The 17,719-nt window shown below is 69.0% G+C and carries 20 protein-coding genes and 2 pseudogenes; 11 read left to right on the top strand and 11 right to left on the bottom strand.

The features are described 5' to 3' along the window. Positions 1–22 precede the first annotated feature (22 nt). The 5 genes and pseudogenes from KIK09_RS60520 to KIK09_RS06380 form a co-directional block, all read left to right on the top strand. Positions 23–85, top strand: a pseudogene (locus KIK09_RS60520) (chromate resistance protein ChrB domain-containing protein); the annotation flags it as partial. Beyond that, positions 67–318 carry a chromate resistance protein ChrB domain-containing protein gene (locus KIK09_RS06395; RefSeq protein WP_214317663.1) on the top strand — a complete coding sequence of 84 codons (252 nt, stop codon included), beginning with the start codon at positions 67–69 and terminating at the stop codon, positions 316–318. The pseudogene KIK09_RS60520 and the gene KIK09_RS06395, both read left to right, overlap by 19 nt. Continuing rightward, positions 315–1,487, top strand: coding sequence for an MFS transporter (locus KIK09_RS06390; protein WP_214317662.1), 1,173 nt, complete (start codon positions 315–317; stop codon positions 1,485–1,487). The genes KIK09_RS06395 and KIK09_RS06390 overlap by 4 nt, the downstream gene beginning before the upstream one ends. Further along, positions 1,484–1,927: a chromate resistance protein ChrB domain-containing protein gene (locus KIK09_RS06385; RefSeq protein WP_214317661.1), complete on the top strand. Its 444-nt coding sequence runs from the start codon at positions 1,484–1,486 to the stop codon at positions 1,925–1,927. Before KIK09_RS06390 ends, KIK09_RS06385 begins: the two co-directional genes overlap by 4 nt. Positions 1,928–1,980: 53 nt before the next feature. After that, a complete protein-coding gene (locus KIK09_RS06380; RefSeq protein WP_214317660.1) occupies positions 1,981–2,673 on the top strand; it encodes a chromate transporter in 693 nt (230 codons plus the stop codon). 514 nt (positions 2,674–3,187) lie between these two features. Here the strand turns inward: KIK09_RS06380 and KIK09_RS06375 are convergent. After that, entirely contained in the window at positions 3,188–3,340 is a 153-nt protein-coding gene (locus KIK09_RS06375; RefSeq protein WP_214317659.1) for a DUF3073 domain-containing protein, read from the bottom strand. 152 nt (positions 3,341–3,492) lie between these two features. On the opposite strand from KIK09_RS06375, the gene KIK09_RS06370 reads away from it, so the two are divergent. The 4 genes and pseudogenes from KIK09_RS06370 to KIK09_RS06355 all read left to right on the top strand — a co-directional run bounded on the left by KIK09_RS06370 (position 3,493) and on the right by KIK09_RS06355 (position 6,046). Then, positions 3,493–3,675, top strand: coding sequence for a hypothetical protein (locus KIK09_RS06370; RefSeq protein ID WP_214317658.1), 183 nt, complete (start codon positions 3,493–3,495; stop codon positions 3,673–3,675). Positions 3,676–3,677: 2 nt separating this feature from the next. After that, positions 3,678–3,809: pseudogene (locus tag KIK09_RS06365) on the top strand (transcriptional regulator); the annotation flags it as partial. Between the two features lie 5 nt (positions 3,810–3,814). Continuing rightward, positions 3,815–5,482, top strand: coding sequence for a SulP family inorganic anion transporter (locus tag KIK09_RS06360; protein WP_214317657.1), 1,668 nt, complete (start codon positions 3,815–3,817; stop codon positions 5,480–5,482). 54 nt (positions 5,483–5,536) lie between these two features. Then, entirely contained in the window at positions 5,537–6,046 is a 510-nt protein-coding gene (locus KIK09_RS06355) for a universal stress protein (RefSeq protein ID WP_214317656.1), read from the top strand. A 1-nt stretch (position 6,047) separates the two neighbouring features. Here the strand turns inward: KIK09_RS06355 and KIK09_RS06350 are convergent, their stop codons facing one another. The 3 genes from KIK09_RS06350 to KIK09_RS06340 all read right to left on the bottom strand — a co-directional run bounded on the left by KIK09_RS06350 (position 6,048) and on the right by KIK09_RS06340 (position 8,954). Continuing rightward, a complete protein-coding gene (locus tag KIK09_RS06350) occupies positions 6,048–6,380 on the bottom strand; it encodes an ArsR/SmtB family transcription factor (RefSeq protein WP_214317655.1) in 333 nt (110 codons plus the stop codon). Between the two features lie 161 nt (positions 6,381–6,541). Beyond that, positions 6,542–8,611 (bottom strand): acetate--CoA ligase, encoded by a 2,070-nt coding sequence (locus KIK09_RS06345; protein ID WP_214317654.1) that lies wholly within the window; start codon positions 8,609–8,611, stop codon positions 6,542–6,544. 55 nt (positions 8,612–8,666) lie between these two features. Continuing rightward, complete coding sequence (locus tag KIK09_RS06340; protein WP_214317653.1) at positions 8,667–8,954, bottom strand: hypothetical protein; 288 nt, start codon at positions 8,952–8,954, stop codon at positions 8,667–8,669. Between the two features lie 199 nt (positions 8,955–9,153). Between KIK09_RS06340 and KIK09_RS06335 the strand changes: the two genes are divergently transcribed. Then, positions 9,154–10,002 carry a D-alanyl-D-alanine carboxypeptidase family protein gene (locus KIK09_RS06335; protein ID WP_214317652.1) on the top strand — a complete coding sequence of 283 codons (849 nt, stop codon included), beginning with the start codon at positions 9,154–9,156 and terminating at the stop codon, positions 10,000–10,002. 115 nt (positions 10,003–10,117) lie between these two features. On the opposite strand, the gene kynU is transcribed toward KIK09_RS06335, so the two are convergent. Both kynU and KIK09_RS06325 read right to left on the bottom strand, forming a co-directional pair. Continuing rightward, the gene (gene kynU, locus KIK09_RS06330) at positions 10,118–11,320 is read right to left on the bottom strand and encodes a kynureninase (RefSeq protein WP_214317651.1); all 1,203 of its coding nucleotides are present in this window, start codon (positions 11,318–11,320) and stop codon (positions 10,118–10,120) included. Further along, positions 11,317–12,033 carry a helix-turn-helix transcriptional regulator gene (locus KIK09_RS06325; protein ID WP_214317650.1) on the bottom strand — a complete coding sequence of 239 codons (717 nt, stop codon included), beginning with the start codon at positions 12,031–12,033 and terminating at the stop codon, positions 11,317–11,319. Before KIK09_RS06325 ends, kynU begins: the two co-directional genes overlap by 4 nt. Positions 12,034–12,262: 229 nt before the next feature. Here KIK09_RS06325 and KIK09_RS06320 point away from each other — a divergent pair, with 229 nt between their 5' ends. Then, complete coding sequence (locus tag KIK09_RS06320) at positions 12,263–12,874, top strand: class I SAM-dependent methyltransferase (RefSeq protein ID WP_214317649.1); 612 nt, start codon at positions 12,263–12,265, stop codon at positions 12,872–12,874. A 6-nt stretch (positions 12,875–12,880) separates the two neighbouring features. Here KIK09_RS06320 and KIK09_RS59915 read toward each other — a convergent pair whose 3' ends face one another. The 5 genes from KIK09_RS59915 to KIK09_RS06295 form a co-directional block, all read right to left on the bottom strand. Beyond that, positions 12,881–13,522, bottom strand: coding sequence for a response regulator transcription factor (locus tag KIK09_RS59915; protein ID WP_214317648.1), 642 nt, complete (start codon positions 13,520–13,522; stop codon positions 12,881–12,883). A 231-nt stretch (positions 13,523–13,753) separates the two neighbouring features. Further along, the gene (locus tag KIK09_RS06310; protein ID WP_214317647.1) at positions 13,754–15,301 is read right to left on the bottom strand and encodes a tryptophan halogenase family protein; all 1,548 of its coding nucleotides are present in this window, start codon (positions 15,299–15,301) and stop codon (positions 13,754–13,756) included. 13 nt (positions 15,302–15,314) lie between these two features. Beyond that, the gene (locus KIK09_RS06305; protein WP_214317646.1) at positions 15,315–16,106 is read right to left on the bottom strand and encodes a tryptophan 2,3-dioxygenase family protein; all 792 of its coding nucleotides are present in this window, start codon (positions 16,104–16,106) and stop codon (positions 15,315–15,317) included. Continuing rightward, a complete protein-coding gene (locus KIK09_RS06300) occupies positions 16,103–16,624 on the bottom strand; it encodes a flavin reductase family protein (protein ID WP_214317645.1) in 522 nt (173 codons plus the stop codon). Before KIK09_RS06300 ends, KIK09_RS06305 begins: the two co-directional genes overlap by 4 nt. Before the next feature lie 18 nt (positions 16,625–16,642). After that, positions 16,643–17,650 (bottom strand): methyltransferase, encoded by a 1,008-nt coding sequence (locus KIK09_RS06295; protein WP_214317644.1) that lies wholly within the window; start codon positions 17,648–17,650, stop codon positions 16,643–16,645. Positions 17,651–17,719: the final 69 nt, after the last annotated feature.

Below are 17,719 nucleotides of genomic sequence, written 5' to 3'. Positions count from 1 at the left end.
AGACTCAGATGCAGGAGGCCGAATGAAATGGGCCGCCCGTGCCGGGGTGCACATCGACCGAGCCGCGTGCGCCTGGCTGATCCGCCGTCACGTCGACGACAAGGCGGAGTTCGTCTTCGTGGACGACCCCGCCCAGGGGAGGCCGATATCGACGACGAGCGCTACGACGCTCCCGAGGCGCCGGGCCTGGACATGGTCCTGCGCGGCCTGTCGATGGTCTGCGGCGATGACCGCGTCCTGGAACTGACCGGCCCGCTGTTCGACGGCCTGTACGAGTTCATCCGGCGCCGGTTGCTGCTGGGCAGGGAGCCCGCGTGAGCGAGGTCCGGCTGCGGGTGGCGCGCCTGGTGATCACGGCGCAGGCCCTGCGCGGCCTGGCCTACGGGCTGGCCGCGGTGCAGCTGACAACGCTCCTGCGCGCGGACGGCCTGTCGGCCGCCGGGGTGGGGCTGGTGCTGACGGCCGTGGTGGCGGGCGGCGCACTGGCCAGCCTGGCCCTGGGCCGGTGGGGCGACCGGATCGGCCGCCGCTGCGCCTATGCCGCCCTGTACCTGGCGCTGGCCGGGTGCGGGGCGCTCATCGCGAGCGGGGCGCCGGTATGGCTGCTCAGCCTGTGCGCTCTGTCCGGGGCGATGTCGGTCGAGGTGATCGAATCCGGGCCGTTCACCACCCTGGAGCAGGTCATGCTCGCCGGGACCGGCGTCGCCGACCGGCAGGTGGTGCGCGGCTTCGGCCTCTACAACGCCGTCGCCACCACCGCCGGGACGGCCGGGGCATTGCTCGGCACGCTCCCACCCGATCGGTTCCTGCTCGGCGGGACACTGCTGGCCGTCGGGGCCTCGGGAGCGGCGCTGGCCTCGCGACTGCCCGCCGCCGCCGAGGTGCACGCTCCTCGAACGTCCGCGCCGGTCCGGCCGCGTCCAGAAGTCGTACGGCTTGCCGCCCTGTTCGCCGTCGACAGCCTGGCCGGCGGATTCGTGGTGCAGGCGTATCTGGCCTACTGGCTGAGCGTCCGCTACCAGGCCGACACCACCAGCATCGGCCTGCTGTTCGCCGGGATCGCCGTGCTGCAGACCGCCTCCTTCCTGCTCGCTCCCGTCATCGCGGCCAGGATCGGGCTGCTGCCCACGATGGTCTTCACCCACCTGCCCAGCAATCTCCTGCTGATCGGCGTCGCCTTCGCGCCCTCGTTCGGGCTGGCGGCGGCCCTGCTGCTGGCCCGGGCCTGCCTGTCGTCGATGGATGTGCCCACCCGTCAGGTCTACGTCATGGCCATGGTCCCCGCTGAGGAACGCACATCGACGGCGGCACTGACCAACACCGCCCGGTACGTCACCCGCCCCGCGGGTCCCGTGCTCGCCGGACTGCTCCAGCCGTTGAGCCTGGCTCTGCCGTTCCTGATCGCCGGGGTCACCAAGAGCATCTACGACCTTACCCTGTGGCGCATCTTCCGGCGCGTCCAGCTCCCCACCGGAGACCCGTCATGAAATGGACCACCCGCGCACGGCCCAAGACCGACCGGATCGCCTGTCCCTGGCTGATCCGCCGCTTCATCGACCACGACGCCGAGATCGTCTACGTTCCAGCCGACCAAGTCCTGGCCACCGCTCGGGAGCTGGGCGGATACTCCTTCGACGCGCCCGGCGCCGACTACGACCACCGTGACGGCAAGTGCACCTTCGAAGTCCTCATCGACCAGTACGGCCTGGTCGATCGGCCGGGGCTCGGTTGCCTGGCCCAGATCGTGCACGCCGCCGACATCGCTACCGAGGTCGGCTCCCACCCCTTCGGCGCGGCATTGCGCGCCATAGGTGAGGCGGGGCCACTGGTCGAGGCCGACGACGCGCGGCTGTTGGAGCGCGGGCTGTTCGTCTACGACGCGCTCTACGCCTGGTGCCTGCACAACTCGGACGAAAGCCGCGCATGAACCACCGTCATCCTCCTGCTGCCAGCCCCGCCGACTCTCATCAGCCCGAGGACGTGATCCCCTTTGGCCAGGCCGTACGCGCCTGGTTCGGCATCTCGCTGCAGACCTTCGGCGGCCCTGCCGGGCAGATCGCCGTCATGCAGCGCACCCTGGTCGAGGACAAACGCTGGATCGGCCAGCAGCGCTTCAACCACGCACTCAACTACTGCATGCTGCTGCCGGGTCCCGAGGCCCAGCAGCTCGCCATCTATGTCGGTTGGTTGCTCAACGGCACGCGGGGTGGCCTGGTCGCCGGCGCCCTGTTCGTCCTCCCCGGTGTCCTTGCCCTGCTCGCGTTGTCGGCGATCTACGTCCTGTGGCAGGACACCACCGTGGTCACCGCCCTGTTCGCCGGGATCGCCCCGGCCGTGCTGGCCATCGTGGCCCAAGCCGTCATCCGGGTCGCCAAGCGCTCGCTCACCCACCCGGCGCTGATCGCCCTGGCCGTCCTGGCGTTCGCCGCGCTCGCCCTGTTCGCCGTGCCGTTCCCCCTCGTGATCGCGGCCGCGGCGGTGGGCGGCTGGCTGATCCACCGCCTGGTGCCCCGCGCCTTCCAACGAGGCAACGGGCACGGTGGCGACGGCGGGCCGCCGCCATTGATCCCCGACGACACGCTGCACCACGCCACTCCCAGAGTCCCCTTCTGGGGCACGGTGAATACCCAGCCCAGCTATGTCGCCAAGCGCGAAGATTGGCGCGAACGCTAGATCTTGGTGAGGAGGGCCTAGCGATCGCTGGTGCGCTTCTGCAGAGCTTGGCGAGAGTATCGGAACAGCGAGATTCGCTGGCTCAACATCGTGAAGCGGGCCATTGATCACAGTACGGCAGATGGCGCCGTCCTGGCTCATGCGCTGCCGAGGCGCGTGGACGAACTGTGCGTAGCCTACGAGCTTGCGCGTGATCAGCCGGCCCGCGCCGCGCCGGGCTTCACCGACGTGGCGTCAGTTCCTCATCTCTCAGGCCTCCGGCGTCCTGGCGTGCGACCTTCTTCACGCCGATACGGTCTTCCTCCAGCGCCTGTACGTGTTGTTCATCGTGGAGATCGAAATGCGGCGCGTACACAGGACTGTTCTTTCTCGGGCCAGGTGTGCACAGAGCGTTACGAGCAGGCGCTCAGCCCAAGATCGACACAGGCTTCGAACTGGCGAAGCTGACTGAAGTCGCCCTAGGCACACGCACGTCGCGCGACGGAGTGTTCGGCTCGCCGGAGGCGGACCCGCTTCAGGCGGGTTCCTCGGTTGCCCGGCTCTCGCGCTGGTTGTCCTTCGCAGGGGAGAGTTCGCGGCAGAGCCGCTCCAGGTCGATGTCGTGACTGGTGTACTTCAGCTCCCGAGCCACCTTCGCCTGCTTGGCCTTGGCGCGCCCCCGCCCCATCGGCTGCACTCCTTCATCTGGGCCGATGCGGCCCGCTCGCCCTCCTGCTGTGTCAGCCGCTCACGCTACCCCAAGACCTTAGAATTTGAAGAATTATGCAATTTGTAACATCATAAGTACGTTGCATGCCAGTCTGCCGAAGGAGTTTGGGGTTGAGCGAGTTCGCTGCGGAGCTTCAGGCCAGGGTTGACGAGGTGGACGCCGAGTTGATGCGGGCACACGCGGCGTTTGACGATCATGCGGTGGAGGTGCTGACCGGCCGCTTGGAGAACCTGCTGCGCATCGCCGATCAGCATCACGTCGATGTGCGTTATCCGTCGGACTGGGCCCAGTGATCGTGTCCCCGCCGCTGTACGAGGCCAAGGCCGAGTTGTTTCGTACGCTGGGCCATCCCGCCAGGATCCGCGAGCTCTTGCAGGATGGGCCGTTGCCGGTGCGTGAGCTGCTGGCCGAACTGCGCGCGGAGGCCTGTAGATGACAGTGCTTTCCAGGCTGCTCGCCCTGGTGCCGCGGCGGTCGGACTGGGCGGCGGCGCGCCGTGATCCGCGGCGCGACCTGCTGGCCGGCGTGACGGTCGCGATCGTGGCGTTGCCGCTGGCGCTGGCCTTCGGCGTCAGCTCGGGGTTGGGCGCTCAGGCGGGGCTGGCCACCGCGATCGTGGCCGGTGTGCTGGCCGCCGTGTTCGGCGGCAGCAACCTGCAGGTCTCGGGGCCGACCGGGGCGATGACGGTGGTGCTGGTGCCGATCATGCATCAGTACGGCGCGAGCGGCGTGCTGACCGTCGGGCTCCTGGCCGGGATCGTGCTCGTGGCGCTGGCGGTAGCACGGGTGGGGCGGTTCGCCCAGTTCATGCCTACCCCGGTCATCGAAGGGTTCACGGCGGGGATCGCGGTGGTGATCGCGCTGCAGCAGGTTCCCGCGGCGCTGGGCGTCACCGGGGTCGGCGGCGAGCGGGTCTGGCAGACGGCGGCGGCGGCGATCGCCCGGTACGCGAGTGACCCCGATCCCGCACCGCTGGTGATGGCGCTGGCGGTGGCGGCGCTGATGCTGGCCGGTGCCCGCCGGCGGCCCGGCCTGCCGTTCTCGCTGATCGGTGTGGTGCTGGCCACGGTGGTGACCGAGCTGGCGGGGCTGGACGTGGCCAGGATCGGGGCGCTGCCTGCCACGTTGCCGGCGCCGTCGCTGGGGTTCCTGGATACCGGGGCGCTTGCCGTACTGCTGCCGTCGGCGCTGGCCGTGGCGGCGCTGGCCGCGCTGGAGAGCCTGCTGTGCGCGTCGGTGGCGGACGCGATGAGCGTCAACGAGCGGCACGACCCGGACAGGGAGCTGTTCGGGCAGGGCATCGCCAACCTGGTCGCGCCGCTGTTCGGTGGGGTGCCCGCGACGGCGGCGATCGCGCGGACCGCGGTCAACGTTCGCTCCGGAGCCAGGTCCCGGATCGCGGCGGTGACCCACGCGGTCGTGCTGGGCGTGATCGTCTTCGCGGCCTCGGGCCTGGTGGGGCGGATCCCGCTGGCGGCGCTCGCGGGCGTGCTGCTGGCCACCACGGTGCGGATGGTGGAGGTCGGCTCGTTGCGGGCGATCGCCCGCGCCACCCGCGGGGACGCGCTGGTGATGGGGCTGACGTTCGTGGTCACCGTGGCGCTCGACCTGGTCACCGCGGTCGCGGTGGGCATCGGCGTGGCCGTGCTGCTGGCGTTGCGTGCGGTGGCACGGACGGTCAAGGTCGAGCAGGTGCCCTTGGAGAGTGGGGATCACAGCGAGGAGGAGCGGCGGCTGCTGGATGAGCACATCGTGGCCTACCGTTTCGACGGGCCGTTGTTCTTCGCCGCCGCGCACCGGTTCCTGCTGGAGCTGTCGGAGGTCGCCGACGTGCGTGTGGTGATCCTGCGGATGTCGCGCGTCTCGACCGTCGACGCCACCGGTGCCCAGGTGCTCGGGGACGCCATCACGCGGCTGGAGCAGCGCGGCATCACCGTGCTGCTGTCAGGGATCAAACCGGGGCACGACCAGGTGCTGTCCGCGCTGGGCGTGGCCGAGCACCTGCGCCGTGACGGGCTCATCTTCCGCGACACACCCGCGGCCATCGCGCACGCGCACCGCCTGCTCGGCCAGGACCCCGACATCCGCGTGAAGGTCTGAACTGCTGGACGGACCTGCGTGAACGCGCGCACCATGGAGGTGAGATGAGCCTCGATGGACCAGGAGCTGCCTTACGGTCCACGCGTCGTCGTGGGCCTGGACGATTCCCCGGCCTCGCGCTGGGCGCTGGCCTGGGCGATCGGTGAGGCACGGCTGCGCCGGATGCCGTTGCTGGCCGTACATGTGAGCCGAGCGCCTGTCTGTACGGTTCCCGAAGCGCTGCCGTTGGACTATCCGGCCCGGCTGGAGGAGGCGGCCAAGAGCCGGGATCTGATCGACAGCCTGTTCGTCGACGTGGCGGGTGGGATCCCGGGGGATGTGCACGTGGTGCGCATGGGCCTGCTGGGTGAGCCGTGGCAACACCTGGTCGAGCTCGCCCGCCCCGGCGATCTGCTGGTCCTCGGGCGTGGGGCTCGGCGAGGATGGATCCGCCTGGTGCTCACCTCCACCCGCCGGAGGTGCGCCCGCCATGCGAACGCCACGATGATCATTGTCTCGTCGCCCCGCGCTCCCGACCAACCCGAGCCTTCGGCCAGACGGACGCGACGACTCCGGCACGAATGACTCACGTGGTGGAGGCGCGCAGGCTCTCCAGCAGCTCCGCCTGCTCGGTGAGCACGCCGGTGAGAATCGAGCGGGCCACGGTCAGCAGTTCGGCGATCTGCGGGCTGGTGATCGAGTAGTAGACCGTCGTGCCTTCCTTGCGTGCGACCACCAGATTGGACCGCCGTAGCACCGCCAGTTGCTGGGACAGGTGCGCAGGCTCGATTCCCACTTCGGGGAGCATCTCGGCCACCGAGTGTTCGCGCTGGCTGAGGAGCTCCAGGATCCGGATACGAGCGGGGTGCCCGAGCGTTTTGAAGAACTCCGCCTTGAGCTGGTACAGCGGCTGGGCCACCGGCGTACGCCCTCTCTCGTGTGCGTGCCGACGCTGGAGACCGCCCAAGAGCAGCATTCTCGGCAATTGCTAATTTTAGCAATCACGTGCTGCCTTCCAGGTTCCGCGCCGACGTGGCTCATGCCGGTCGGGCGGCGACCCGCTCGAAGGCGGCGGCACGGCTACTCAGTACGACCGAAAGCCTTGATTTCGGCTTCCTCCTCCGGGGTGAGCGGGCGCGGGGCTTCGCCGCGGGCGAGTTTCTCGCTCTGCACCTGGTGGCGGATGTCATCGACGATCTCGGGGTTGGACAGCGTGGTGGTGTCGCCCACGTCGGCGAAGTTCGAGATCGAGGCGATGACCCGGCGCATGATCTTGCCGGAGCGGGTCTTGGGCATGTCGGAGACGATCCACACGTTCTGCGGGCGGGCGATCTTGCCGATCTGGGTCTCGATGGCGGCGATCACCTTGCCCCGGATGTCATCACCGCCGGTGATGCCGGGTTTGAGGGAGATGTACATCTCCACGGCTCGTCCGCGGAGTTCGTCCAGCACGGGTACGGCGGCCGCTTCGGCGACCTCCTCGACGGTGATGGCCGCCGATTCCAGTTCCTTGGTGCCGAGGCGGTGTCCGGCCACGTTGATGACGTCGTCGACGCGGCCGAGGATGCGGAAGTAGCCGTCGTCGGCGAGCATGGCGCCGTCGCCTGCCAGGTAGGGCCAGTCGTGCCAGTCCTTGCTGTCGGGGTCGGCGCAGTACTTGCGGTAGTAGAGGTCGACGAAGCGTTCGGGCTGGCCCCAGATGGTCTGGAAGATGCCGGGCCAAGGGTTGCGGATGCAGATGTTGCCGGCGTTACCGCTGCCGGCCTCGACCACGTTGCGGTCCTCGTCATAGATGACGGGGTAGACGCCGAGCACGCCGGGACCGCAGCTGCCGGGCTTCATCGGCTGGAGCGCGGGCAGGGTGCTGCCGAGGAAGCCGCCGGTCTCGGTCTGCCACCAGGTGTCGACGACGACGGCCTCGCCCTTGCCGACCACGTCGTGATACCAGCGCCAGACGTCGGGCTCGATGGGCTCGCCGACGGTGGTCATGTGCTTGAAGCGGTAGCCGTACTTGCGGGGTTCGTCCGGGCCGAGCTTGCGCAGCAGGCGGATGGCTGTCGGGGCGGTGTGGAAGATGTTCACGCCCAGCCGTTCGGCGATGCGCCAAGGGCGACCCGGGTCGGGGTAGGTGGGGACGCCTTCGTAGATGACGCTGGTGGTGCCGAGTGCCAGCGGGCCGTAGACGATGTAGGAGTGGCCGGTGATCCACCCGATGTCGGCCATGCACCAGTAGGTGTCGTCGGGGTGGATGTCCTGGTAGTACTTCGAGGTGCCGGTGACGTAGGCGAGATAGCCGCCGGTGCTGTGCTGGCAGCCCTTGGGGCGGGCGGTGGTGCCGCTGGTGTACATGAGGAACAGCGGCGCATCGGCGGGCATCGACACCGGCTCCACCTGCTTGCCCCGGTAGGTCTGGAGCAGGTCGTCGACGAAGAAGTCACGCCCGTCGACCATCGGGCTCTGCGACGCGTACGCGCCGGGTCGGCGGCGCCAGACGAGCACCTTGTCCACGTCGGCCCCGAGCTTGGCGGCCGCGTCGACGGCCTCGTCGGCCTTGACCTTGTGGTCGGCCAGTTCGCCGTTTCTGAAGTAGCCATCCATGGTGACCAGGACGCGGCTGCCGGAATCGGCGATCCTGTCGCCGCACGCCGTACCGCTGAAGCCGCCGAACACCTCGGAGTGGATCACGCCGAGGCGGGCGCAGGCCAGCATCGAGACCGGCAGTTCGGGCACCATCGGCAGGTGGAAGGTGACCCGGTCACCGGCTTTGAGCTCGCAGAAGTCGCGCAGCAGCGCGGCGAACTCGTTGACCCGCTTGTGCAGCTCCTGATACGTGATCGCCAGCGTTGCCTCGGACTCCGGCTCGGGAACCCAGATCAGCGCGGCCTTGTTGCGCTGGGTCGCCAGGTGACGATCGACGCAATTGTGGCAGGCGTTGAGCCTGCCGCCGACGAACCACTTCCAGAACGGCGGGTCGGAGGTGTCGAGCGTGGTGTGCCAGTACGCGTCCCAGTCGAGCAGGTCGGCGTACTCCTTGAAGCACTCAGGGAAGCGTTCCTCGGCGAAGCGCTGGAAGATATCCGGATCGGCGGCGTTGGCCTGGCCGATGAACCTGGCCGGGGGCGCGATGTAGCCCTCTTCCTTCCAATGCACAGCGATCTGTCCTGATGTCATGGCTCGACCTCCACTGGCATGGGTGCGTCCCGGGTCACAGCTCCTCCAGCAGGCCGGCGCAGACGCTGAATTCGAACAGGTCCGCGCTGATCTTGGCCTGGTGAGAGAAGGCGACGGCATCGGCGCGTGACAACGACTCCCAGCACAGGGCATCCGTCAGCATCAGCGCGCGCGCCGCTATCGATGGCAACGCCCACACGGGCACCGTTTCCGCCTCGTGGCGCAGGTCGGCCACGTCCTTCTCCGACGTCGTGCCGGTGGTGACGGCCTGCAGTCGGCCGAGGAGGAGCGACAACTCGCCCGCGAGATACTGCTGCGTCATGGCCGCCTCCTCCCAGATCCTGGGAGAACACCAGCGTAACTCGGCACGGGGCGCGTTCACGAGCCCGAGCGGGTCGACGATCTTGAGCCTATCGGCATGATCGCGCCATCGCTCTGCGCGGCGGCTTCGCGGGCCAGTCCGCGAAGACCTTTACCTAAATACGGACAAAACACCCCAAAGGTCATGTCAATCTCATGGGATGGGCAACCGAACAGCTGTCATCGTCGCCTGCGCGCTCGTAGGTCTGACTGTCTCCACCCCCGCCTTCGCCGACTCCCCTGCTCCATCCACCTACGGCCGGGCTTCGTACTTGCTGGACGAGTCCACCGGGAAGGCCATGATCAGTAAGCGGGCCGACAAGCGCGTGCCCATAGCCAGCCTCACCAAGATCATGACGGCGTATGTCGTGCTCGGCCAGGCCAAACTGACCGACAAGGTCCGGATCACCGCCAAGGACGTGCGCTATGCGGAACGCGGGGGAGCCACCACCGCTGATCTGCGGCCGGGCGATCGGCTGACGGTCAAGGAACTGCTCTACGGGCTGATGCTTCCCTCTGGGGCCGATGCCGCACACGCGCTGGCCCGCACCTACGGTCCCGGCGTCGACGGGTTCACCGCCAAGATGAACGCCACTGCCAAGGCCATGGGCCTGTCCAACACCTCCTACGTCAACGCGGACGGGCTGCCCGCCCGTGGCGGCGACGGCTACTCCACCGCCCGCGACCAGGCTCGCCTCGCCGCGGCCGCACTGCGCAACCCCACGTTCCGGTCGGTCACGTCGACGAAGAGTCGTACGGTGGCCTCGACCGCCGACCACCGCGCCTACTCCTGGACCAACACCAACCGGATGCTCGACGCCCCCGGATCGCTGGGGGTCAAGACCGGCTACACCCGTGCGGCGGGATTCAACCTGGCCTTCGCCGCCGACCGCAAGGGACGCAGGCTGGTCGGGGTGATCCTCGGCGAGACAGACTCGAGCCGCCGCTTCGACACCGCCCGATCGCTGCTGAAGTGGGCAGCGAAGCACCCGGTTGAAGGCAACGGCTAACCACGTAGATCACGTGGCTAGGGGCCAGGTCTCCGTACTCGTTCATGTCGCAATCCACACCGAACCCGGAGACCCTCGCCCATGACAAGATCATTCGGCTGTGTCCCGCGTACATCTAGGCCCGATCGTGGCGGCCCGCGACTGTGGCGAGGGTCTCGGCCGCGCGCCACACGTCGGCGTACGTCACGTAAAGCGGGGCGAAGCCGAAGCGCAGGATGTCGGGTCGCCGGGCGTCGGCGATGACGCCGCGCTCGCCCAGCGCCTCCACCAGGGCGGGTGCGGCGGGGTGGCGGTAGGAGACCTGGCTGCCGCGGACGGACGGGTCGCGCGGGGTGACCAGCTCAAGCCGGTCGCCGCAGCGCTCCTCGACCAGGTCGATGAACAGGGACGTCTGCGCGACACTCTTCTCCCGCACGGTGCCGAGGTCCGTGCGTTCCCATACCTCCAGGCTGCCCTCCAACGCCGCGTACGCCAGCAGCGGCGGGGTGCCCACCAGGAAGCGGGACACCGAGGGGGCGGGCGTGTAGCGGGTGTCGAAGGCGAACGGATCGGCGTGGCCGAACCAGCCCTGCGGCGACGGCTCCGCCGTCTGGTGGAAGCGGGGCGCCGCGTACAGGAACGCGGGAGCGCCGGGGCCGCCGTTGAGGTACTTGTACGTGCAGCCGATCGCGAAGTCCACGTCACAGGAGGCCAGGTGGAGGGGCATGGCTCCGGCCGAGTGGCACACGTCCCAGATCATCAGGGCCCCGTGCCGGTGGACCCGTTCGGTCACCGCCGCCATGTCGCGCATCGCGCCGGTGCGGTAGTCCACGTGGCCCATCACCACGGCCGCCACCCGCTCGTCGAGGTCCAGCCGGTCGGGGTCGATCAGCGGCCGGACCTCGGCGTGGTGCGGCGAGGCGGCGCTCTCCACGGCGTACAGGTCGCTGGGGAAGTTGGCGTGATCACTCACCACGACGTCCCGGTCGGGGCGTAGCCGGAGCGCGGCTGTCACCGCCTTGAACACGTTGACCGAGGTGGAGTCGCCGACCACGACCTGCCCAGGGCCGGTGCCGAGCAGGGGCGCCAGACGGTCGCCGAGCGTGCGCGGCAGCTCGTACCAGCCGGCCGTCATCCAACTTCGCACCAGCCCCTGTCCCCAGTCGTCGTCGATCATGCGGCCCACGTGCGCGCGGGCGGCGCGTGGCAGCGCGCCGAGCGAGTTGCCGTCGAGGTAGACCAGGTCCGCGGGCAGTGTGAAGTGCTTGCGCATACTCGCCAGCGGGTCGGTGCGGTCCAGCGCCTCGCAGTCGGCGCGCGTGATCGTCCCGGTTCTCATGGGCTGTCCGCCGGAGGTGTCTGGGGCTCGATCAGGCCGTCGCGTAGTGCCTGGGCCACGGCCAGGGTGCGGTTCGGGCAGTTGAGCTTGGCCAGGACGTTGGCCACGTGGCGTTTGGCGCCGTGTTCGCGGATGCCGAGCCGGCGGGCGATCTGCTTGTTGCCCAGGCCCTGGGTGAGCAGTTCGAGCGTTTGGTGCTCCCTGGGCGTTAGGAGCAGCGGGCGTGGATCGCGCCGGGCCGGGGAACGGTTGCGCAGCTCCGAGACCAGCTTTTTGACCAGTGTCGATGGCATCAGCATCTCGCCGTCCTCCAGCCGGGTGACGGCGGCCTCCAGCGAGTCCGCGGTCAGGTCGGAGCTGAGCAGGAAGCCGTCCACGGTCAGCTCGGCGGCCAGGGCCAGGTGGTCGGGATCGGGATCGTGCAGGAGGACCAGAACCTTGACGCCGGCTGCCGCTGCCGTGTCGGCCAGTCTGCGGCTGGCGTCGTAGGGCTGGCAGGGCAGGATCAGCACCTGGGCCTGGCCCTGGCGCACCTGGCGCTCGGCGTCGGCGTAGGTGGACGCCTCCGACGCGGTCACGGCCGGCCCGATCGAGGCGATCATGGCGCCGACGCCGCGTCTGATCAGTTCGTTGGTGTGGGTGACGAGCACCATGAGCGGCGCCGTGCAGAAACGTGACGCTCCTTCCGCCGCATGCGCGCTACTGAGCACCATTTCTTCCCCTCCTCGTGCTGGGTTGGCTCCCCACTTCTCGTCAGGGTCGGCTACCCCGCGTATCGTCGGCGTAAGCGCTTTCAATGAAGTAATTCGACGTACCGGATCGGGGTGCCCGTTTGGGCACGTTGACATCGCTCCGCCGGCCCTCCCGTACGAGGCTTCCGAGGCCGGTGAATAACCCACAAGCTGGGCAGAAAACATCTGGCAATATGCGGGAGATTCGCAGATGAAGCCCTGGGTCTATACGCTTCTCTACAAGATCGGCGCTCCGTGGGAGATCGGAGTACGGCCGGAGTTGCGGCAATTGATTGAATCTGGTCGTATCTTGCCGGAAAAGCAGCCGCGCGTTCTCGATTTCGGGTGCGGCAGCGGCGACAACGACGTTTTCCTGGCTCAACGCGGCTTCGACGTCGTCGGGGTCGACTTCACGCCCATCGCGCTGCGCCGCGCCCACGAGCGCGTGGGCAGGGCCGGGGTGGGCGAGCGCTGCCGGGTGGTGAGCGGCGACGTGACCGACCCGGCGCTGCTGAGTCACGAGGAGCCCTTCGACCTGCTGCTCGACTTCGGCACCCTCGACGACATGAGGCCAGAGGGGCGCCAGGCGATGGCGGACAACGTCCATCGTCTGTCCGCGTCCGGATCGGTGTTCGTGATGTGGTGCTTCTACGGCGACAAGCACGATCTGCCGTTGCTGAAGTTCAACGGCGTCTCGCGCATGCACGCGGTGGTCGAGCCGGGCGAGGAGACCAAGCTGTTCGGCGACGCGTTCGACATCGAGCGGCTGCCCGAGCCCGCCCCGGAGACGCATATCGCGTGCTTCTTCATGACCCGCAGGTGAGAGCCCTCAAGGCGGCTCCACGAGGCCCTCGCGGATGGCGAGGGCCGCGGCCAGGGTGCGGTTCGGGCAGTTGAGCTTGGCCAGGATGTTGGCCACGTGGCGCTTGGCGCCGTGCTGCGAGATGTCCAGCCGCTTGGCGATCTCCTTGTTGCTGAACCCGTGCACCAGCAACTCAAGCGTGGCCTGTTCGCGCGGCGTCAGGCAGAGGGCCGAGCCGGTGGCCGTGCCGTGATCTCGCAGGTTGCGCACCTCCGACAGCAGGCCGCGCAGCACCGTGGTCGGCACCGGCATGTCGCCTCGGCGGCAGCGGCTCAGCGCCTCCTCGATGGCCGCCGAGGTGATGCCCTCCTCCACCAGGACGCCGTCGCATGGGACGGCCGCGATCTTGCAGACCGTCTCCCGGTCCGCCGACTTCACCAGGAGCAGGGTCTTGGTCCCTGTACGCGCGGCGTGCTCGGCGAGCCGCTGCTGATGCGCGGCGTCCTGCGCCTCCGCGGCCATGACGACGACGTCGGCGCCCTTCTCCTCGATGAGGTCGAGCGCGGAGCGCGGGCACTCGCACAGGGCCACCTGCACCGGATCCCGCAGCCCCTCGAGTATCGCCGCCAGCCCCGTGCCCAGCACCTCATTAGGGTGGACGATCACCACCCTGAGGACCTCATCCGTGTGCAGAGCATGCGTTCTGGGGTTTTCCTGGGCCATCACCAGGTCTCCCGAAGACTCAGCCGATTTGGACGGACTATCCGCTACCAACGTACCGCAAAAATCGCGCTGCTTTTCGGCGTCACTCGGCGACGGCACAACTAATTCCCCATGTATTCTGGGAAAAGGCCGCGAGAAACGTAGTTCGAGAAGTTTTCGGTCGCCCCGAAACAAGGATTACTTGCGCATGTGGGCGAAGTAGTCGTACTGGCTCGGCAGCGACTCGACGAGCCTGCGCGCCTGCTCCTGGACCTTGACGAATTCCGCGGCGGCGCGGCGCCCGTCCATCAGGCGCAGCGCGGGCCGGGGCTGATCGGGTCGCACGCCGCCGAGCCCGAGCAGCATCGTGCAGTACGAGTACGGCTCGAACCCGTGGAAGTACGGCCAGACGTTCTCACCGTCGGGCAGTCGCGCCTGCCAGACCCGGAGACGCTCGGCCATCCCCTCGGGCAGATCCCGGTCCTTGGCAGCCTTCCAGTACGGGGTGTCGTTCCGGGCCGCGCAGCGGTAGTGCAGGGTCAGGAACTCGCGCACCCCGTCCAGCACGCGCGCCACGCGGGCGTTGTAGGCCTCGCGCAGCTCGGAGCTCCACTGTCCGTCGGGGAAGTGCTTGACCAGCTGCTCCACCCCGTGCTGGATGAAGAAGATCCCGGTCGACTCCAGGGGTTCGACGAAGCCGCTGGCCAGGCCGATGGCCACGCAGTTGGCCACCCACGAGTCGCGGTGGCGGCCGATGCGCATCGTGATGTGGTTGGCCTCCAGACCGTCGGAGGCAGGACCGGCGAACGCTCGCAGCGTCTGCTCCGCCTCGTCGCGGTCGCAGAACTCCTCGGCGTACACGTAGCCCATGCCGTCCCTGCCGAACAGCGGGATGCGCCAGATCCATCCGGCGTCCATCGCGGTGGCCGTCGTGTAGGGGCGGATGCCCTGGCGCTCGATGTCGGCGGGCACACGCAGTGCGACCGCCCGGTTGTTGGGCAGGTAGTCCTGGTACGACATGAACGGCTCGCCCAGCACCTTGTCGATGATCATGCCGCGGAAGCCGGTGCAGTCCACGTACAGGCCGGCGGTGAGGTCGCCGTGCTCCTGGGTGCGCACGTGGCTGACCCAGCCGCGCTCGTCCCTGCCGACGTCCACCACGTCGTCCACGACGTGCCGCACGCCGCGCGCGGTGCCGTGCTCGGCCAGGAAGGCGGCCAGGAGGTCGGCGTCGAAGTGGAACGCGTACGGGAACTGGGTGTCCTGTTCGCTCATCGTGCTGCGGCCCTGGTGGTCGCGTCCGGCCAGGGAGCGCTCGAACAGCTCGCCGTCGAAGTGCTTGGGCGAGCGCCTGGCGTCGCACAGCGCCGGGATGACGTAGCAGCGCCGGTCGAACGGCTGGTCCGACGGGTCGGCCAGCCACCAGTCGGCCAGCGTGAACCCGTCCACCACGCGCAGCCGCTCGAACGGGTGGTAGAAGTGATGGCCGGGGTAGCGCCAGTCCTCGAAGCGGATGCCGAGCTTGTAGGTGGCGTTGCAGCGGGGCATCCAGTCGGTCTCCCGCAGCCCGAGGTAGTCGAAGAAGTGCCGGATGGTGCTGAACGTGGCCTCGCCGACCCCGATCGTGCCCACCCGCTTCGACTCCACCAGCGTCACCGACACCCGGTCGCCGAAGCTGGCTTTGAGGTACGTGGCCGTCATCCACCCGGCGGTTCCGCCGCCGACGATCAGTACGTTGTCGATCATTGGATCCTCTCTCTCAGTCCACCAAGCGGCCGCCGGCGTCGGCCGCGAGGTCGCTGCGCATCTCCCACAGATAGGGAAAGAAGCGATATCGCCGGGTGCGCTCCAGGAAGGACAGCGGATCGGTGCCCGCGGTGCCGCGCACGCGTGAGCCGAGCATCCGCTCCACCAGCGCCAGGTGCTCGTTGCGCCAGGCCAGGAAGAGATCGTCGTAGTCGAGCAGGCACTCGGAGACCAGGTAGCAGGGTGACGAGCAGCCCTCCTCGCGGTACAGGCGCGCCCAGTCGGTCACGCCCAGCCGTCGCGCCGCCGCCTGGTGGGCGGTGGCCAGGTCCCGCTCCTGTAGCGCGCGCACCATCTCGTCGGGCAGCCTGCCGCCCGCCAGCCGCCGCTGCACCGCCAGGTATCCCGGGTCGCGCAGCCCCGACAGCACCTCGATCTCCCGGAACTGCGTGGACTGCGCCCCGCTGGCCGTACCCAGCAGCCCGCGGAAGCCGTGGAAGCTCGTCACGGGCAGGTCGCGCAGGCTGCGCATGTGCTCAAGGGCGAGCTGCGCCTGGTGGTTGAGCCGTTGCGCGCACGGCAGCGTGGCACACCACTTGTCGGCGTCGAACAGCGCCACCAGGTTCCGCAGCTCGGCCAGCATCAGCTTGAACATCAGTTCCATGGACTGGTGCGCAACGATGAAGTGCAGCTCGCCTGGGTCGTCGCTGAACGGCCGCTGCAGGCTGAGCAGGTCGCGCAGCCGCAGGTAGGAGTGGTACGTGAGGTCCCGAGAGGCCAGCGCGACCGCTTGCCGGTCCGTCATGGCAGCACTCCCTCGCAGGGCCATGGCGCGAACCTCCGCAAGCCGTACAGGAGCGGGGGAGCCGGACGGCGGTCGATGTCCATGACGTGGCCCAGCACCACCGTGTGATCGCTGGCGACGACCGTGCGCAGCAGCTCGCACTCGGCGATCGCGTGCGCGTCCTCTACCAGGTACGGCAGGCTCCACGTCGGCGACGGCCGCCAGACCACCCCGGAGAACCGGTCCGGGTCGCCCGAAGCGAACAGCCGCGCGGCCCTGCAGCCCTCGCTGTGCAGGAAGTTGATCGCGAAGGTGCCCCTGCGCAGCAGCGCGGCCAGCGTGCCGCTGCGGTTGTCGATGCAGACCAGCAGCGTCGGTGGGCAGACCGACACGCTGCACAGCGACGAGCAGGTCAACCCGTACGGCGTCATGTCCGTGTCGGCCGTGGTGACGACCGAGACGCCGCTGGGGAAGGCGCCCATCAGGTCCCTGAACGCGTCGCCGTTCACGGGCCTGGCTCGTACGGTGGTTTGTGACATGGTGGGTATCCCGATCCGTCAGAGAGCGGCCGGCTTGGTGGCCAGCACCAGCGGCCACGGAGCCGGGATGTCGATGCGCTCCACCCGGCCGAACCCCGCCTCGGTGAGCCACTGCCGGTACTCGGCGAAGGTGAACACGTCGCCCTCGGTGGTGTGAAGCACCATCTCGAGCGCGTAGACGAGGGGCGCGGACGGGCCGGTGCGCGCGTCGTTGGGGATCATGTCGGCGATGAGGAGCTGCCCGCCGGGCCGCAGTGCGTGGAAGCACCGCTCGATCAGGCGCTGCCCCCACTTCGGGCCCTCGGTCTGCACGATGTAGCCGAGGATGGCCAGGTCGTGGACGCCGTCCCCGAGCTCGACCTCGCGGAGGTTGCCTTCGACGTGCGTGTACTGGCCGGCGACGCCGTGCCGGGCGGTGTAGCGGCGGGTGATGGGGGTGATCTCCGCGTAGTCCACGGCGGTCACCCGGACCCGGGGGTCCGCCTGCGCGAAGGGGATCGACCAGACGGCCGATCCGGCGGCCACGTCCAGCACCGAGACGATGGGAGTGTCCCGGGTGTCGGGGAGCGCGGCGACCGCGGCCTTGGCGGAGTTCAGGCTCATCGGGAACAGCGCTGCGACGAGCTGCGGGAACAGGCGGCGGCCCGTCTCCTCCTCATCCCACGGCTGCACCGGCTCGCCGCTGCGGATCACCTCGGCCAGCCTGCCCCAGCTCGTCCACAGCAGCTTCATCTCGTAGACCATGTCGCCGACGTAGCCCTCCCCGCCCTGGACGAGGTAGCGCTCGGACAGGGGTTCGAGGCCGTACCGGCCGCCGTCCTTGGTCAGGTAGCCGATGCCGACCAGGGCGTCGAGCAGCCGCCGCACCCCGCGTACAGGCGCGCCGAGCTGGGCCGCGACGCCGTCGGCTGTGGTGTGGCCGTTCGCGATCAGGGTGAAGACGCCCAGCTCGGTCCCTGTGATCAGGGTCTGCGCCTCGCGGGCGGCCCAGAGGTCGTCGACGATCCATTGCGCGCTGGGCTGCACGGCTCCTCCCTCGGGTCGGCTCGCGTCCAGACTGCCGTGGCGACCTCGGCGGCATAGCCCTCATCAGGG

The organism is Nonomuraea sediminis (assembly GCF_018531495.1).
Classification (GTDB): domain Bacteria; phylum Actinomycetota; class Actinomycetes; order Streptosporangiales; family Streptosporangiaceae; genus Nonomuraea; species Nonomuraea sediminis.
The sequence above is the reverse complement of the archived record's forward strand: the minus strand, read 5'-3'. Positions and strand labels throughout refer to the sequence as shown.